Here is a 15636-nt window from a genome sequence, read left to right as displayed (position 1 = left end):
CGATGAATACAATTCGCAAAATCTCTCTCTTCGGCTTTGTCGCGCTCTTTCTCGCGACGGCGATCGGCGAGGCCTGCGCGGCAGCGATCTTCGTCTCGAATGAGAAGGACGATACTGTTTCCGTCGTCGATAGCGAGAGCCTGAAAGTCATCAAGACCATCCAGGTCGGCCACAGGCCGCGCGGCATCATCATCACGCCCGATCACAAGAACATCATCGTCTGTCTCGGCGATGACGGCCAGCTTGCGATCATCGACGCCAACACATTCGCGGTCACGCGCAAGCTCGATTCCGGCTCTGATCCGGAGCTTCTCAATATCGATCCGACAGGCAAGATTCTCTACGTCGCCAATGAAGACGACAGCCTCGTCACGATCATGGACTTCAAGACCGGCAATACCATTCAAGAGGTGCCGATCGGCGTCGAGCCGGAGGGCATGGCCGTGAGCCCCGGCGGCGGCATCGTCGTCGCCACGTCAGAATCGACCAGCATGGCGCATTTCATCGATACCAAGACCTATAAGGTTCTCGCCAATATCCTCGTCGATTCGCGGCCGCGCTATGCCGAATTCACGGCCGACGGTTCCAAGGTCTGGGTGACGTCGGAGGTTGGCGGCAGCGTCTCCGTCATTGACGCCAAGACCTATAAGATCCTCAATGTCGTCCATTTCAGCATTCCCGGTGTCCGGCCGGAATTGATTTCCCCCGTCGGCATCACTTTCACGAAGGACGGCAAGCGCGCCTTCATCTCTCTCGGCAAGGCGAACCGTCTCGCCGTGGTCGATACGTCGAATTACAATGTCATCGATTACGTGCTCGTCGGCCAGCGGCCCTGGCATACGGCGCTCAGCCCGGACGGTTCGACCATCTATTCCGCCAACGGCGAGACCAATGACATAACGGTCGTCGATGTCGCTTCGCTCAGGCCGCTGAAATCGGTCCCGGTCGGGCGTCTGCCCTGGGGGCTGACGATCCGGCCGTAAACTTAAGAAGACAAGGGATGGGAACATGCTTGGAAAGCGCGCGAAATCTTCGACACGGGCCATCCTGGCGATCTCGAGTTTCGCCTGCGCCGCGGTTTTCTTTGCCGCGTTCGCCCATGCGGCGCCGAGGACGAAATTCTGGAACATCACCGGCGACACGGTCGTCAAATTCGAGTTGGCGCCGGCCGGCACCACGAATTGGGGACCGGATCAATGCAAGAACGATTCGGACGATTCCGTTGACGACGACGAGCGCCTGACGATCAAGGATGTGGCGACCGGAACCTATGATGCGCGCCTGAGCTACAAGGATGGCGGCATCTGCTTTGCCAAATCTGTCAAGGTCGTCGAAGGCAAGATTTTCTCGATCGAGAAGAAGGAACTCATCGATTGCACCAAGCCGCGCTGATAAGGTGAGGTGACACAATAGGTCCAAAGCGAAAAGGACCACGCCAATGGCCCATAAAAAAACTGTCGACGGCTGCGGGGGGCCGTTCAAAACCCTCGATGCATTCCACCTGATTTCGTTTTTCTGCGTTTTCGTTCTGGTCGCCGCGAGCCTCGCCTTGGGGCTCGCCACGGCCAGCCGGGCGGACCAGGCCCGGCTGCAGTACATTCAGCTCATCGGGCACTCGGCCGATCTGACCGATGCAACCTATAGCCCGGACGGCAGCGAGATCGTGACCGCGTCGAGTGATAAGACGGCGCGAATTTGGAACGCCACCAACGGCGTTCCACTTCAGGTTTTGCGCGGCCACACCGAAGCTTTACGGACGGCGCGATTTAGCCCCGATGGCAAGCATGTCCTGACCTCGGCGCAGGATTCGACGGCGAAAATCTGGGACGTCGCGACCGGCAAGGTCCTGCTGACGTTGAAAGGCCATACCGACCCGCTCGAAGACGCCGAATATAGCCGCGACGGCAAATTCGTCGTCACCGCCTCGCGCGACGGAACGGCGAAAATCTGGGATGCTTCGAACGGCGCCCTGCTGGAGACGCTCACCGGCCACACCGGCCCGGTCATGCATGCGGTTTTCAGCCCCGACGGGCTGCGCGTGGCGACGGCTTCCGCCGATCGCACGGCGCGCGTCTGGGATTCCAGTACGGGCACGCTGCGCTATACGCTGACGGGCCACAATGGCATCGTCACCGGCGTCAGCTTCAGCCCTGACGGGCGGCTCATCGCCACCGCGTCGAGCGACAAGACGGCGCGGATCTGGAACGCCCGCACAGGCGCGCTGGCCGAGACTTTGCTCGGTCATACGCGCGCCGTCGAGTTTGCCGTCTTCAGCAATGACGGCAGCAAGATTGTCACCGGATCGAGCGACAAAAGCGGAATCGTCTGGGACGTGAAGACCGGCACCAGACTGGTGACATTGCTCGGGCACCACCGCGCGATCATGTCGGCAAGCTTCAGCCCGGACGACAAGCGCATCGCCACGGCCGCATATGATTCGACGGCGCGGGTGTGGGACGCGGCGAGCGGCGCGCCGCAACTGCTCCTGACCGGCCACGGCGGCGAGGTCGTACGCGCGAAGTTCAGCCCCGACGGACAGCATGTCCTCACCGCGTCTTTCGACACGACGGCGCGGATTTGGAACGTCGGTCTCTCGGGCGCCCCATTGGCGGCCACGCCGGCGAAATAGGAACCCTCGACGGCGGGCGCCGGCTCGCTTATTGAAGCGCGATGCAGAAAAAGCGTGACCAATTTCTCGCTTTGATCGCCGGGCGTTCGGCGATCATGGGCATTCTCAACGTCACGCCGGATTCCTTCTCCGACGGCGGCAGGTTTCAGGCGCATGATGCGGCTGTCGCACATGCCCAAAAGCTCGCGGCCGAGGGCGCCGATATTATCGATGTCGGGGCCGAATCGACCCGTCCGGGCCATGTGCCCGTACCGGTCGCGGAGGAACTGGCGCGGCTCAAGCCGATGCTCGCCGATATTGTCCAGGCGACGCCGCTGCCGGTCTCGATCGACACCTCCAAGGCGGCGGTCGCCCGCGCCGCCATTGCCGATGGCGTCGCTGTCATCAACGATGTCTGGGGTTTGCAGCGCGACCCGGAGATGGCCGATGCTGTGGCCGAAGGCGGCGCGGCGGCGGTTATCATGCACAATCGCGAGGACGTCGATCCGGCGCGCGATATTCTCAGCGACATGCGCCGCTTTTTCGATCATTCGCTGGCGCTGGCCGAGAAAGCGGGCATTCCGCGCGCGCATCTCATCCTTGATCCGGGCATCGGCTTCGGCAAGACCAAGGACCAGAATGTAACCGCCTTGCGCGATCTCGATCATTTCAAGGATTACGGCCTGCCGCTGCTTGTCGGCGTGTCGCGCAAAAGCCTGTTCGCGCCGATCCTTGGCGCCGGCGTCGACGAGCGGCTGATCGGCACGATCGCGACGAATATCATCGCCGCGACGCGCGGCGCTTCGATCTTCCGCGTGCATGATGTCGCGGAACATGTCGCAGCATTCAAAGTGTTCGATGCCATCGCGCGCACGCCGGGCGCGCCATGACGGAGATCGGTCTTACCGAGATTGGTCTTGGCCTCGGCAGCAATATCGGTGATGCGGCGGGCAATATCCGTGCGGCCCTGCGTCTGTTGAAGGCGAGCGATGCCGTCGAGATCATCAAGGTGTCGTCGATCTACAAGACGGCGCCCTGGGGCTATGCGGATCAGGCGCCCTTCGCCAATGCCTGCGCTCTGGCGCGGACGGCACTGAGCGCCGAGGCGCTGCTGGCGGCGGTGAAGAAGATCGAAGCGGAAATGGGCCGCACCAAAACGGTGCGCTGGGGGCCGCGGCTGATCGATATCGATATTCTGTTCTACGGCAGCACGTCGCTTGTCTCGGACAATCTCGTCCTGCCGCACAAGGAACTCTTCAATCGCGCCTTCGTTCTCGTCCCGCTGGCTGAGATCGCACCTCATTTGGTGCTCGATGGGCGCTCGGTGGCAGAGGCGGCCACAGCGATTCCTCGCGACGGCATCGAGAAATGGGGCGAAGATCATGGGTAAATGGAGTGAGCTGACGGCGAAGGACGGCGTGACCATCGGCGCTTACGAGGCTGCGCCGAAAGGTATTGCTCGCGCCGGGCTCGTCGTCCTGCAGGAGATTTTCGGCGTCAACCGGCATGTCCGCAGCGTTGCCGACGATTTCGCCGCGCATGGATATCATGCTGTCGCGCCGGCCCTGTTCGATCGCGTCGAGCCGGGTGTCGAACTTGGCTATGAGAGCGACGATGTCGCCAGGGGCGTCGCCATCCGCGCGAAAACAAAGCACGAAGATACGCTCGCCGATATCGCCGCCGCCGTGGATGCGGCCAAGGTTTTTGGCGCTGTCGGCATCGTCGGCTATTGCTGGGGCGGCACGCTCGCCTTCGCCGCGGCCCAGCATGTCGAAGGTCTGGCGGCCGCGGTCGGCTATTACGGCTCGGGCATCGCGGCTCTGCCGCCCGGGCAGTTGTGCTGCCCGGTGATGCTGCATTTCGGCGACCAGGATAAAAGCATTCCGCTCGCCGATATCGAGAAGATCCGCCGCGCGCATCCGGACATCGCCATCCATATCTATCCGGCCAATCACGGCTTCAACTGTAACGACCGCGCTGCCTACGATGCGGATAGCGCCACGCTGGCCCGGCAGCGGACGCTGGATTTCTTCGCGCAATATTTGTGAGGCTTTACTTCCCTTCGCCGCGCAGCGCCGTCGATGACAGGTCCGAGCGCGGGCCGTGCAGAAAGATCAGCGCGGGCGGCTTTGCGAGCGGAAACACCTGACCATCGCTTTCGTCATGGCGATAGCGCGCCAGCGCGAGGGCCGCCGGGGAATGCGTCGCTGAGAGCGTCGAGCCCGGCCGGTCGATGATCGCGATCGGGACATTGGCGGCGATGGTCCGCCAATGTTTCCAGCGCTCGAAGCTCGCGAGATTGTCGGCGCCCATGATCCAGACGAAATGGACGCCGGGGCAGCGCGTCTTGAGATAGAGAATGGTTTGATAGGTGAATCGCGCGCCGATCGCCGCTTCCAAGCCGGTGACGACGATGCGCCGGTCGGGCGCGATCTTTTTTGCCGCCGCGATTCGCGTGGCGAGCGCGGGCAGGGCGTTCGTATCCTTGAGCGGATTGCCGGGGCTTACCAGCCACCAGACGCGATCAAGCCCGAGCCGCCGGAGGGCGAGAAGACTTGCCTGGCGATGGCCCTCGTGCGCGGGATCGAAACTGCCGCCGAACAGTCCGACTTTCAGCCCCGGGGCATGTGGCGGCAGTTCGGAGATTGACGTCACGCGCTGCCCTTAAGGCCGGGTCTGGCCAGAGCCGTGGATGCGATATTTGAATGAGGTCAATTGTTCGAGGCCGACGGGGCCGCGCGCGTGCATCCGGCCGGTCGCAATGCCGATCTCGCCGCCGAATCCGAATTCGCCGCCATCGGCGAATTGCGTCGAGGCATTGTGGATGACGATGGCGGAATCGACTTCGCGTAGGAAACGGTCCGCTGCCACATTGTCTTCGGTAATGATGCAATCGGTGTGATGCGAGCCATAAGTCGCGATATGCGCCAGCGCGCCGTCGAGCCCATCGACGACCCGCACGGAAATGATGGCGTCGAGATATTCGCTCGACCAATCCTCGTCCGTCGCCGGCTTCGCGCGTGCATCAACGGCTTGCGTTGCCGTATCGCCGCGCACTTCGCAGCCGGCGTCGAGCAGCATTTTGACGAGCGGGGCAAGATGCGTCGCAGCGCCGGCGCGATCGACGAGCAGCGTCTCCGCCGCGCCGCAGACGCTGGTGCGCCGGAGTTTCGAGTTGCGCAGGATCGTGAGCGCCTTTCCGAGATCGGCGGCGCGATCGACGTAGATATGCACAAGCCCTTCGAGATGGGCGAAGACGGGTACGCGCGCCTCCGCCTCGACCCGCGCGACCAGGCTGCGGCCGCCGCGCGGCACGATGACGTCGAGATTGCCGCCGAGGCCGGTGAGCATTTCGCCGACCGCGGCGCGGTCCTTCACCGGCACAAGCGTGATCGCCGCCAGCGGCAGGTCCGCGGCGCGGAGCCCGGCGAGCAGGCATTCATGGATCAGCGAAACCGAATGGAAGCTTTCCGAGCCGCCGCGCAGGATCGCGGCATTGCCGGATTTGAGGCAGAGCGCGCCGGCATCGACGGCGACCGAGGGGCGGCTCTCGAAAATCACGCCGATGACACCAAGCGGCGTCGCGACGCGCTCGATGATGAGACCGTTCGGCCGCTCGAACCGCGCCAGGACGCGCCCGACCGGATCAGGCAGAGCGGCGATTTCCTCAAGGCCCCTGGCCATGCCGTCGACATGCTTGGCGTCGAGCGTCAGCCGTTCGAGAAAGGCGTCGGTGAGGCCGTGAGCGCGCGCCTCGGCGACATCGCGCGCATTGGCGGCGAGGATTTTTTCGGCCTTTTCGCGGATTTCGCGCGCGGCGACGAGAAGCGCCGTGTTCTTGGCGTCGGCCGGGGCGAGGGCGAGCAGATGCGCGGCTTTGCGCGCCGCCTGGCCAAGCGACAGCATCACGGCGCGGATGTTGGCCGGCTCGTCATTGCGCACGAGTTTGAGGTCGAGATCTTTCTTCATCTGCTCTTCATCGCGCCCCGCATGGGGCGTCTCACATATAAGCAAATCGCGACCCTTGCCAGCTTCATCGCCGACTTTGGCAAATCCGCTTCGAGTTTACCAGTGATATCAGCGCGTTGGGTGCGCCGTCGCGGCGGAGCAGCTAAATGCGCCGCAGGATTCCTTTCAGGACTGGGCGGAGCCGCGACAGCTCGTCGAGATGAACCGCCGAGAGTTGCGACAGAATATCGGCGGCGGCGTCACTGAGGCTGAGGAGAACGCGGCGGTTGTCGAGCGCGTCTGGCCGGCGCAGCAGCAGGTCGGCATCGACCAGCCGATCCACCAGTTCGACCGCACTGTGATGACGGATGCGCAGCCGCTCGGCCAGATCGCCGATCGTCACCGCCGTGCCCGGCGGAAATCCGCGCACCGCCAGCAAAGCTTGATGCTGTTGCGGCGTCAGCCCGGCGTTGCGTGCGGCGTTTTCGCTGAATTCCAGAAAACAGCGGATCGAATAACGAAAATCCGAAAGCGCCTCATAGTCCTCCTGCGTGGGCCGCAGCGGGCTTTTCAGTTCTTCGCGCCTTTTCTCTTCCGTCATCAGCAGCCTCGCTTGCACCGCAAATAGTATCGTAATACGATATATATCCGCGCTCTTCGCTTCAATCGAATTTGCCCTTTCATCCATGAAATCTGCTGTGCCGACAAGCGATCGCCCCCTCTCCGACTTTTCCGCAGGGCCGCGTATTCTCGCGATTGCCGCCCTGGCCGTGCCCGTAGCGCTGGCAGGGGTCGCGGCGGGGCTGGCGCTTCTCAAGCTGATCCGATTGGCGACCAATATCGCCTATTTCGGCCAATTCAGCTTTGCCGATCTCAAACTTGGGTCGGCGCATCTGGGGCCGTGGTCTGTCCTGATCCCGGTTGCTGGCGCGTTCATTGTAGGGCTCATGGCGCGCTACGGCAGCGAGAAGATTCGCGGCCACGGCATTCCCGAGGCGATCGAGGCGATCCTGCTGGGCCGCTCGCGCCTCGATCCCAAGGTCGCGATCCTCAAGCCGCTGTCCTCGGCGATCGTCATCGGTACCGGCGGCCCGTTCGGCGCGGAAGGGCCGATCATCATGACCGGCGGCGCCATTGGCTCGCTCATCGCGCAAATGCTGCCAGTGAGCGACGCCGAGCGCAAGACGCTGCTCGTCGGCGGCGCAGCGGCGGGAATGACCATTGTTTTCGGGACGCCTATCGCCGCCGTGATGCTCGGCGTCGAATTGCTGCTGTTCGAGTGGCGTCCGCGCAGCTTCGTCCCGGTGGTGGTCGCCGCCGTCACGGCCGCCGTGGCGCGCACCGCGCTGCATATGCCGGGCCCGCTCTTTCCTTTCGCGGGCGTCAGCGAGATTTCGCTGATTGGGCTCGTCACCTGGGTCGTCCTCGGCGTCGTGGCCGGCTTCCTTGCCTGCATCCTCTCGCAGCTTGTCTATCGCTGGGAGGATTTTTTCATGAAGCTGCCGATCCATTGGATGTGGTGGCCAATGCTCGGCGGTCTCGTTGTCGGCCTCGGCGGCCTCATCGAGCCGCGCGCACTCGGCGTCGGCTACGAAAACATCGCAGCGATGCTGCAAGGCCAACTTGCGCTGAAAGTCCTGCTGCTCCTGCTTGTCGTGAAAGCCGTCATCTGGTCGGTCGCGCTCGGTTCCGGTACATCAGGCGGCGTTCTCGCCCCGCTGTTGATGATGGGCGGCGCGGCGGGTGCGGCCCTGTCGTGGGTCATGCCGGACCAATCCCCCGCATTTTGCGCGTTGCTCGGCATGGCGGCGACGATGAGCGGGGCCATGCGCGTGCCTTTGACGGCGACATTCTTCGCGGTCGAATTGACGGGCGATCTCCACGCTCTGCTGCCGCTGCTGACGGCTTGCGCGACGGCCTATGCGGTGACGGTGCTTTTAATGCGCCGCTCGATCCTCACCGAGAAGATTACGCGCCGGGGCCATCACCTCGTTTGTGAATACAGTGTCGATTCCTTCGCCCTGGCGCGGGTGCGCGATGTGATGACATGCCCGGTCGAAACGCTGCCCGAAACGATGACCTTGCACGAAGCCGCACGTTTTCTGACCGCGCCAACGACGGCGCATCCGAGCTTTCCGGTTGTCGATGCTGAAAATAAAGTGCTCGGGATCGTCGATCCGCCGACCGTCTTGCGCTGGCGGCGCGCGGGGCGTCAGCGCGCGACAAATCTGGCTGAACTCCTTGCGGGCGCTGAGCTGCCCGTGGCTTATCCGGACGAATATCTCGAGCGTGTCGCGGCGCGTCTCGCGGCGACCGATATCGGCCATCTCGCCGTGATCTCGCGCGAGAGCCGGCAAATCGTCGGCTATCTCGCCTGGCGGGACGTCATCAGGGCTCGCGCAGGATTTGAGGCCGAAGAAGCACCGAGGACCGCTTTCTTTGGGCGCCGTCCGGCCTCGGCCGGAGCTCCTATCGATGATCGAGGCGGCCTCGCATCTGGCGCGGAGATGCCCTAAATAGGGCCTATGACCGCTCTCGCCGCACTCGTCTTCGCCGCCATCGTCCTCTCCGGGCTCCTGAACACCTATCTCGACTGGCGGCAGGCCGCCGCCGTCCGCGCCCATCGCGGCGCCGTGCCGGGGGCCTTCGCCGGAACCGTGACCCTGGAGGAGCATCAGCGCGCCGCCGATTATACCGAGGCGCGGGCGCGGTTGGCGATCATCGAGGCGATTTACGATGCCGATCTCGCGATCATCTGGCTCGCCTTTCTGCTGCGGCCTGTCTTCCATTTTGTCGCCGCGCATATTCCGGCCGGGCTGACACGCAGCGTCGCCACCGTCGTTCTTGTGACGGCGATTTCTTACCTGCTCACGTTGCCGTTCTCCATCTACAAGACATTCCGCCTTGAGGCGCAATTCGGCTTCAACCGCACGACGCCGGCGATGTTCGCGCTCGATCAGGCGAAGGCGGCAGCGCTGCAACTCGTGCTTGGCGTGCCGTTGCTTTATGGGCTATTCGCGCTGCTGCGCGCGCTGCCGAATCTCTGGTGGATCTTCGCCTGGGCGGCGATGATGGCGATCATGGTGGCGATGATCGTCATCTTTCCGACTTTCATCGCGCCGCTGTTCAACAAGTTCACGCCGATGGCCGAGGGGCCGATGCGCGCCAGCATCGTCGCGTTGCTCGCCAAATGCGGCTTCGAATCGAATGGCCTGTTCGTGATGGACGCGTCGAAGCGCTCGGCGCATGGCAATGCCTATTTCACCGGCTTCGGCAAGGCCAAGCGCATTGTCTTCTTCGACACGTTGCTGGAGAAGCATACGAGCGACGAAATTCTTTCCGTTCTCGCGCACGAGCTTGGGCATTTCAAATTCGGCCACGTGCTCCAGCGCATCGGCGAGAGCGCGCTGTTGGCGCTGGCCGGTTTCGCCATCCTGCATTGGGCCTTCGCGGCCGGTACGCTGCCGGCGGCCTTCCACCTGCCGAACGATCCCGCTCTCGTGCTGATCATCGTGATGACCGCGATGGGGCCATTTGGCAGCCTTCTCGCGCCACTGACGAATTTTCTGTCGCGCCGGGCGGAATTTCAGGCCGATGCCTTCGCCAAGTCCACGGTCGGCGCCGCGCCGATGATTTCGGCGCTGACCAAACTCAGCCGCGACAATCTCGCGACGCTGACGCCGGACTGGCTTTATACAATCTTCAATTATTCGCACCCGCCGGTGCCGGAGCGGATTGCCCATCTTGAGGGTTAGCCTTCGTCGCCTCGATACGCGCTTTGATGCGGCGGACCTGCGCGAGCTGGCCGCGTAGGATATCGATTGCATCTTTCTCGGCCGGCTCGAGGTCCTTGAGCTTCAAATGATCGAGGATGACTTCGAGCGCGTCGCCAATATGGCCGATCTGCCGCCCATAGCTGCCGACATCGTTGAGAATGGTGCGCTCGGTCTGCGGGCTCGGCGTCTGGCCCAAATCGATGTTGAACAAGCCGATCTGCGAACCCTGCTGGTAGAAGGTCAAAGGATTGATCGCCTGCCAAAGCTGTTGCGGCGCAAGTGAAACCTGAAAAGGGTCGGACATGGCTGCCTCCTGAAAGAGGCAAGCCTATCGGGGTTCGCGCGGGTCAGGAAGCCGCGCGGCATAGCCTCCCTCATCCTGAGGCGCGAACATCCGCGGCCTGTGGCTGCGGATGCGAGCCTCGAAGGATGCTTCGAGACGGCTGCTTCGCAGCCTCCTCAGCATGAGGTTCAGCGACGCCCTAATTGGCTAATCCGGCGTCACGACAAGGGCGACGGAGGGCGCGGTGCTGCTGCTGATCTCGACGGTGAAGGGCGTCGCTTTCAGATCGAATTTGACACTCTTCGCGAGGCCGGCGCAGCCGGTGGCACCGGTGTGATCGACGGTTTTCAGAAGATGGCCATCCTGTACGACGTCGATCCAGGCGCCACGCGTCAGCGTGACACGATAGATGCCTGCGCTGGCCGGCGCCGCGAGCGTGACGAAGCCCGCGTAGGAACCCGGAAACTTCGGCGGTCGTGACGGCGCTTGCGGCAGTTTCGCCGTAGCCTCGGGGTCTAGCGTCAGAGTCTCGCCGGTCGCAAGGGTTGCCGCGCCGCCGGAGGCGACAGCGATCGGTTTGGACAGCAAAGCCTTCTCATGGTCGAGCGGCCATTTGAAATGGTCGCAGCCCGTGGGTTCGGCCATGGCCGGCACCACCGCAAGCGTGGCGATCAAAACCGCCGACATGCGCAAGAGGGGCATCATTTCGATGTTTCCAGCGCGGTCACGAAGGACCGGCTTCTTTTTTTATCCGGTGGTCGAACCAGGCCTGCACATCTTCCATCGGCACCGTCTCTTCGTCCGGCCCCTCGATGGCGGTGATCTCGATGCCGTCTTGCTGCGCCAGGTTCCAGGCGTCTTCCAAAGCTTCCTCTTCCGTCGCCCATTCCTGTGAGAGCAGTTCGTGTTTCAACGCTTGATCGATGTAACGCACGTGCCAACCCATGGCCGCATCCTTTCCCCCGAGAAGGCGGAGCATCCTGGCCTGAGCGGGCCGGGATGCCCCGCGCGGTCATATTAAGCGACCCGGCGCTCTTCCACCACTATCGTGCCGGCGATGCTTTCCGGCTCATAGAGCCAGCGCGCCAGCAGGCCGGCGACGATCGCCCCGGCGATCGGCACCAGCCAGAACAGCCAGAGCTGGGAAATATACTCCCCGCCGGCGAAGAGCGCCGGGCCGGTGCTGCGCGCCGGGTTCACCGACGTATTGGTCACCGGAATGGTGATCAGGTGGATCAAGGTGAGGCCGAGGCCGATCGGGATGCCGGCAAAGCCCGCGGCGGCGCCCTTCGAGGTCGTGCCGATGATGATGAAGAGGAAGAAGAACGTCGCCAGGAACTCGGTCAGCGCAGCAGCGCCGAGGCTGTATTTTCCGGGGCTCAAATCGCCATAGCCGTTGGAGGCGAAGCCGCCCGCTACCCAGCCGGGCTGGCCGGAGGCGATCACATGCAGCACCGCGGCGGCGGCGATTGCGCCAATTACCTGCGCGATGATGTAAGGGACCACCTGCGCCCCGTCGTGCCGGCCGGCCGCAAAGAGGCCGACCGTGACCGCCGGGTTGAAATGGCCGCCGGAAATGTGACCGACGGCATAGGCCATGGTTAAAACCGTGAGACCGAAGGCAAAAGCGACGCCGACGAAACCGATCCCGGTATGAGGGAAGGTCGCGGCCAGAACCGCCGCACCGCAGCCGCCGAACACGAGCCAGAACGTGCCGAAGAATTCGGCCGCAACGCGTCTGATGAGATCGTTTTGCATAGGGCACCTCTCAAATTGGCTGGAAAGACTGCCTTCTTTGGTCCGCGCGGAGACGTGGCGGGCATGGGGCAGCTTATTGGGATGACGCAACGAGGCGCGCGACCGTTGCCGGCCCCGCGGCGGGGAGTCTGCTTCGCGGCTAAATCGAAGTCGAGGGGCGGCCGGTTCAACTTTTGGTCGCGCTCGTGCTTGCCGCGACGCCGAACGTCGCGCGCCGCCAAGGCGATGCGCTACGGCGAAGCCAGCGGATAAATCTTCAAAAAAATTGTGGAGTGATGGGCGGCGAGGCGAAGCGGCGCGTCCCGCGTTAATAAAAAACGGCGTGTGGAGTTAACCGATTCGATTCTGACGCCCGCGCGGATAAGGTCATCCGCGCGGCATGGATTGTCTCAGGCGCAGCGCCGCTGCGGTCTCATTTCCACGGCGTCGGCGCCGGAACTTCGGCAACCCCTTCGACCTCGACAGTGCCGAAATTCGCCGGGCCGACGATTTCGAGATATTCCATATCCGGCGAGTAATCGAACAGATAATGGGTGATGCCCGGCCGCTGATGCACAACGTCGCCGGCGGAGACGAGCGTCTCCTTGTCCTCGTACATGAAGCGCGCCCATCCCTTCGTCATGATGACGATCTGGAAATCGGCGATATGCTTGTGCCAGCCCGTTCCTTCGGTCGGCGCCATGTTGGCCTTGACGAGATGCGCGATCACCTTGCCGTTGGTCGCCTTGGCGATGCCGAGATCGCGATACAGGAAAAAGTCGCGCAGGCCCGAGCCTTTGAATTCGGTATCGCCCGGCTTGACGTGGGAGAATTCGGTCTCGGGCTTCGTCGCGGCGGCGAAGTCCTTTTCCAAAACCGCAGCATGTCCTTCTGTCATCACAACCTCCTTACTATTTGGCGCGCGCGCGGCTGCGCCAGTCAATTCATCGCCAGCACCAGATTGCGAATGACCGGATAGATCTGCCCGTTCCAGCGGCGGCCGCTGAACGTGCCGTAATGACCGACGCCGACCTGGTAATGATGGCGCTTCAGGTGCGGCCGCAGTCCGTTGCAGAGCAGATGCGCCGCCGCCGTCTGGCCGACCGAGCAGATGTCGTCGCGTTCGCCTTCGACGGTGAGCAGCGCCGTGCGGCGGATCGCGCGCGGGTCCACTTTTTTCCCGCGATAGGTCAGCTCGCCCTTCGCCAGAGAAGCGTCCTGAAATACGGTCTTGACCGTTTCGAGATAGAATTCCGCCGGCAGATCGAGCACGGCGAAATATTCGTCGTAAAAGGACTTGATCGCCTTGGCCTCGGCCTCACGGCCGGCACTCAGATGCTCGTAGAGATCGCGATGTGCCTTGACGTGGCGATCCATGTTCATCGACACGAAGGCGGTGAGCTGGACGAAACCGGGATAGACGCGCCGGCCGCCGCCGGGCAGATGGTCCGGCACATGCGCGATCAGATTGTCCTCGAACCATTCGATCGGCTTTGAGGTCGCAAGCTCATTAACCTTCGAGGGATTGACCCGCACATCGACGGGGCCGGCCATCAGCGTCATGCTGCGCGGCTCGGCGGGGTTGCGCTGCTCCGCCATCACCGCGACGGCGGCCAGCGTCTGCACGCAAGGCTGACAGACCGCGAGGACATGCGCGCCCGGCCCGATAAGCTCAAGGCAGCGAATGATGTAGTCGACATAATCGTCGAAGCCGAACGGCCCTTCCTCCAGCGGCACGTCGCGGGCATTTTTCCAGTCGGTGATATAGACCTCGTGATCGCGCACCAACGTGCGCACCGTCTCGCGCAGCAGCGTCGCGAAATGGCCGGAGAGCGGCGCCACGACCAGCATTTTCGGCTGCGGCGCAGCGCTTTCCTTGCTGAAGCGGACGAGATTGCAGAAGGGCAGCGAGGCGACCACCTTCTCATGCACCGGCACGGGCTCGCCATCGACCAGCGTGCTTTCGATGCGATAATCCGGCCGCGCGTGCGAGAGCCTGGTGCGGCTGATCAATTCCAGCGCCGCCACATAGTGCTTGCCGAATCCGACTTCGCTGATACCGGTAAACAGCGGACCCAAGCTCAAGCCGGCGCGGGCCATCATGCGGATCGGTTCGGAGGCTTCCGAGTAAGCCTGATAAGCGCGGTACAACATGTGCTTCAAGGCTAAGGTCTTTCATTTTGCGCCGCAATATCGGCGCGTGCTTAAAGTTTCACCCGTTCGCGTCCAGGAGCGGTCATGTCGCGCCCAGTACTTACGATCTCAAGCAAGAACTACTCCTCTTGGTCTTTGCGCGGTTGGCTGCTGTGCCAACTCGCCGGAATAGAGGTGGAAGAGCAGCCCATCGCCCTCGACGATGCGGCCAATCGTGCCGAACTGTTGCTGCTGGCGCCGTCGGTGCTGGTGCCGCGGCTAACAGAGGGCGATGTCAGCGTCTGGGACACGCTCGCCATCGCGGAATATCTCGCGGAGCGCAATCCGGAAGCGGGCATGTTGCCCAAAGATAAGGCGGCACGGGCGCATTGCCGTTCGATCTCCGGCGAGATCCATTCCGGATTTTACAATTTGCGCTCGGCGCTGCCGATGAATCTGAAAGCCCGGCATACGAACTTCAAAGTTTTCGCCGGGGCGCAGCCGGATATCGATCGCGTGCAGACGATCTGGCAGGAATGCCTGACGCGCTGGGGCGGGCCGTTTCTCTACGGCGCCCGGCCGACGATCGCCGACGCCATGTATGCGCCGGTCGCGACCCGTTTCATCACCTATAATGTGCCGCTCAATCCGGCGGCCAAGGCCTATTGCGCGACGATCCTGGATTGGGCGCCGATGCAAGACTGGATCACCGCCGCCAAGGCCGAACCCGAAGAACTCGCCGAATTGGAGGTCGAGTTCTGAGCCGTTCCGGCGTCATGTGACGCCGTTACGCAGGCCGGTGGGAGATAAAGCGGATTCTTTCTGCATGTGTTGCAAGGCTGCATCGCCTTGGGAAATGGGCGCGCCATGGGCGTCGGGCGGCGGCGGCGAGGCGCGTACCGCATCGACATAAGCTTTTAATATCACATGTGAATCTGGCTATGGCCGTGAAAAATCCCGCAGCCGTCCCAGATGGGTCCGGCGCGGCGGATGCACGCAGGCGGCTCCGATTCTGGCGACGAAAGCAGGTTTCGGCGCCTTCATCCCCGTTTTCCAGCCTCGCGCCGGCGGCAGGCCCCTTGTGGCCGAAGTTTTTTTTTGGAAGGCTGGGGCAGGGGCAAAAAGTAAATCCGAAGTTGATGAAGTCTTAA

General features: G+C 63.0%; 18 protein-coding genes. 9 read left to right on the top strand and 9 right to left on the bottom strand.

Going from position 1 to position 15636, the window contains the following annotated elements; all coding sequences use genetic code 11:
• Positions 1-2: 2 nt before the first annotated feature.
• The 6 genes from CWB41_RS02540 to CWB41_RS02515 are packed head-to-tail and all read left to right on the top strand — an operon-like array spanning position 3 to position 4656.
• Complete coding sequence (locus CWB41_RS02540; protein ID WP_115835564.1) at positions 3-983, top strand: PQQ-dependent catabolism-associated beta-propeller protein; 981 nt, start codon at positions 3-5, stop codon at positions 981-983.
• A 25-nt stretch (positions 984-1008) separates the two neighbouring features.
• Positions 1009-1392, top strand: a complete 384-nt coding sequence (locus CWB41_RS02535) for a hypothetical protein (RefSeq protein WP_115835565.1) — start codon at positions 1009-1011, stop codon at positions 1390-1392.
• Positions 1393-1438: 46 nt separating this feature from the next.
• Positions 1439-2629, top strand: a complete 1191-nt coding sequence (locus CWB41_RS02530) for a WD40 repeat domain-containing protein (protein ID WP_115835566.1) — start codon at positions 1439-1441, stop codon at positions 2627-2629.
• Positions 2630-2670: 41 nt separating this feature from the next.
• Complete coding sequence (gene folP, locus CWB41_RS02525) at positions 2671-3498, top strand: dihydropteroate synthase (RefSeq protein WP_207206623.1); 828 nt, start codon at positions 2671-2673, stop codon at positions 3496-3498.
• Positions 3495-3998: a 2-amino-4-hydroxy-6-hydroxymethyldihydropteridine diphosphokinase gene (gene folK, locus CWB41_RS02520; RefSeq protein ID WP_115835567.1), complete on the top strand. Its 504-nt coding sequence runs from the start codon at positions 3495-3497 to the stop codon at positions 3996-3998. The genes folP and folK overlap by 4 nt, the downstream gene beginning before the upstream one ends.
• A complete protein-coding gene (locus CWB41_RS02515) occupies positions 3991-4656 on the top strand; it encodes a dienelactone hydrolase family protein (protein WP_115835568.1) in 666 nt (221 codons plus the stop codon). The genes folK and CWB41_RS02515 overlap by 8 nt, the downstream gene beginning before the upstream one ends.
• Positions 4657-4660: 4 nt before the next feature.
• Here the strand turns inward: CWB41_RS02515 and CWB41_RS02510 are convergent, their stop codons facing one another.
• The 3 genes from CWB41_RS02510 to CWB41_RS02500 form a co-directional block, all read right to left on the bottom strand.
• Positions 4661-5263 carry a nicotinate-nucleotide adenylyltransferase gene (locus tag CWB41_RS02510; RefSeq protein WP_245411177.1) on the bottom strand — a complete coding sequence of 201 codons (603 nt, stop codon included), beginning with the start codon at positions 5261-5263 and terminating at the stop codon, positions 4661-4663.
• A 9-nt stretch (positions 5264-5272) separates the two neighbouring features.
• Positions 5273-6514 carry a glutamate-5-semialdehyde dehydrogenase gene (locus tag CWB41_RS02505; RefSeq protein WP_425373452.1) on the bottom strand — a complete coding sequence of 414 codons (1242 nt, stop codon included), beginning with the start codon at positions 6512-6514 and terminating at the stop codon, positions 5273-5275.
• Between the two features lie 205 nt (positions 6515-6719).
• Positions 6720-7157: a MarR family winged helix-turn-helix transcriptional regulator gene (locus CWB41_RS02500; protein ID WP_115836317.1), complete on the bottom strand. Its 438-nt coding sequence runs from the start codon at positions 7155-7157 to the stop codon at positions 6720-6722.
• A gap of 85 nt (positions 7158-7242) precedes the next feature.
• Here CWB41_RS02500 and CWB41_RS02495 point away from each other — a divergent pair, with 85 nt between their 5' ends.
• Entirely contained in the window at positions 7243-9072 is a 1830-nt protein-coding gene (locus CWB41_RS02495; RefSeq protein ID WP_115835570.1) for a chloride channel protein, read from the top strand.
• 9 nt (positions 9073-9081) lie between these two features.
• The gene (locus tag CWB41_RS02490) at positions 9082-10311 is read left to right on the top strand and encodes a M48 family metallopeptidase (protein ID WP_115835571.1); all 1230 of its coding nucleotides are present in this window, start codon (positions 9082-9084) and stop codon (positions 10309-10311) included.
• Here the strand turns inward: CWB41_RS02490 and CWB41_RS02485 are convergent.
• From CWB41_RS02485 to CWB41_RS02460, 6 genes are all read right to left on the bottom strand, one after another.
• On the bottom strand, positions 10259-10636 hold the full coding sequence (locus CWB41_RS02485; protein WP_245411178.1) for a hypothetical protein: 378 nt from the start codon (positions 10634-10636) through the stop codon (positions 10259-10261). The two genes, CWB41_RS02490 and CWB41_RS02485, sit on opposite strands and share 53 nt — an antisense overlap.
• Before the next feature lie 186 nt (positions 10637-10822).
• Positions 10823-11320 (bottom strand): hypothetical protein, encoded by a 498-nt coding sequence (locus tag CWB41_RS02480; protein ID WP_115835572.1) that lies wholly within the window; start codon positions 11318-11320, stop codon positions 10823-10825.
• A gap of 19 nt (positions 11321-11339) precedes the next feature.
• The gene (locus CWB41_RS02475; protein ID WP_129396380.1) at positions 11340-11561 is read right to left on the bottom strand and encodes a hypothetical protein; all 222 of its coding nucleotides are present in this window, start codon (positions 11559-11561) and stop codon (positions 11340-11342) included.
• Positions 11562-11632: 71 nt separating this feature from the next.
• Complete coding sequence (gene aqpZ, locus CWB41_RS02470; protein WP_115835574.1) at positions 11633-12373, bottom strand: aquaporin Z; 741 nt, start codon at positions 12371-12373, stop codon at positions 11633-11635.
• Positions 12374-12785: 412 nt separating this feature from the next.
• Positions 12786-13250: a cupin domain-containing protein gene (locus CWB41_RS02465; protein WP_115835575.1), complete on the bottom strand. Its 465-nt coding sequence runs from the start codon at positions 13248-13250 to the stop codon at positions 12786-12788.
• Between the two features lie 41 nt (positions 13251-13291).
• Positions 13292-14506 (bottom strand): polyhydroxyalkanoate depolymerase, encoded by a 1215-nt coding sequence (locus CWB41_RS02460; RefSeq protein ID WP_115835576.1) that lies wholly within the window; start codon positions 14504-14506, stop codon positions 13292-13294.
• A gap of 84 nt (positions 14507-14590) precedes the next feature.
• On the opposite strand from CWB41_RS02460, the gene CWB41_RS02455 reads away from it, so the two are divergent.
• The gene (locus tag CWB41_RS02455; RefSeq protein ID WP_115835577.1) at positions 14591-15247 is read left to right on the top strand and encodes a glutathione S-transferase family protein; all 657 of its coding nucleotides are present in this window, start codon (positions 14591-14593) and stop codon (positions 15245-15247) included.
• The last annotated feature ends 389 nt before the right edge of the window (positions 15248-15636 follow it).

Source organism: Methylovirgula ligni (assembly GCF_004135935.1).
Classification (GTDB): Bacteria; Pseudomonadota; Alphaproteobacteria; order Rhizobiales; family Beijerinckiaceae; genus Methylovirgula; species Methylovirgula ligni.
The sequence above is the reverse complement of the archived record's forward strand: the minus strand, read 5'-3'. Positions and strand labels throughout refer to the sequence as shown.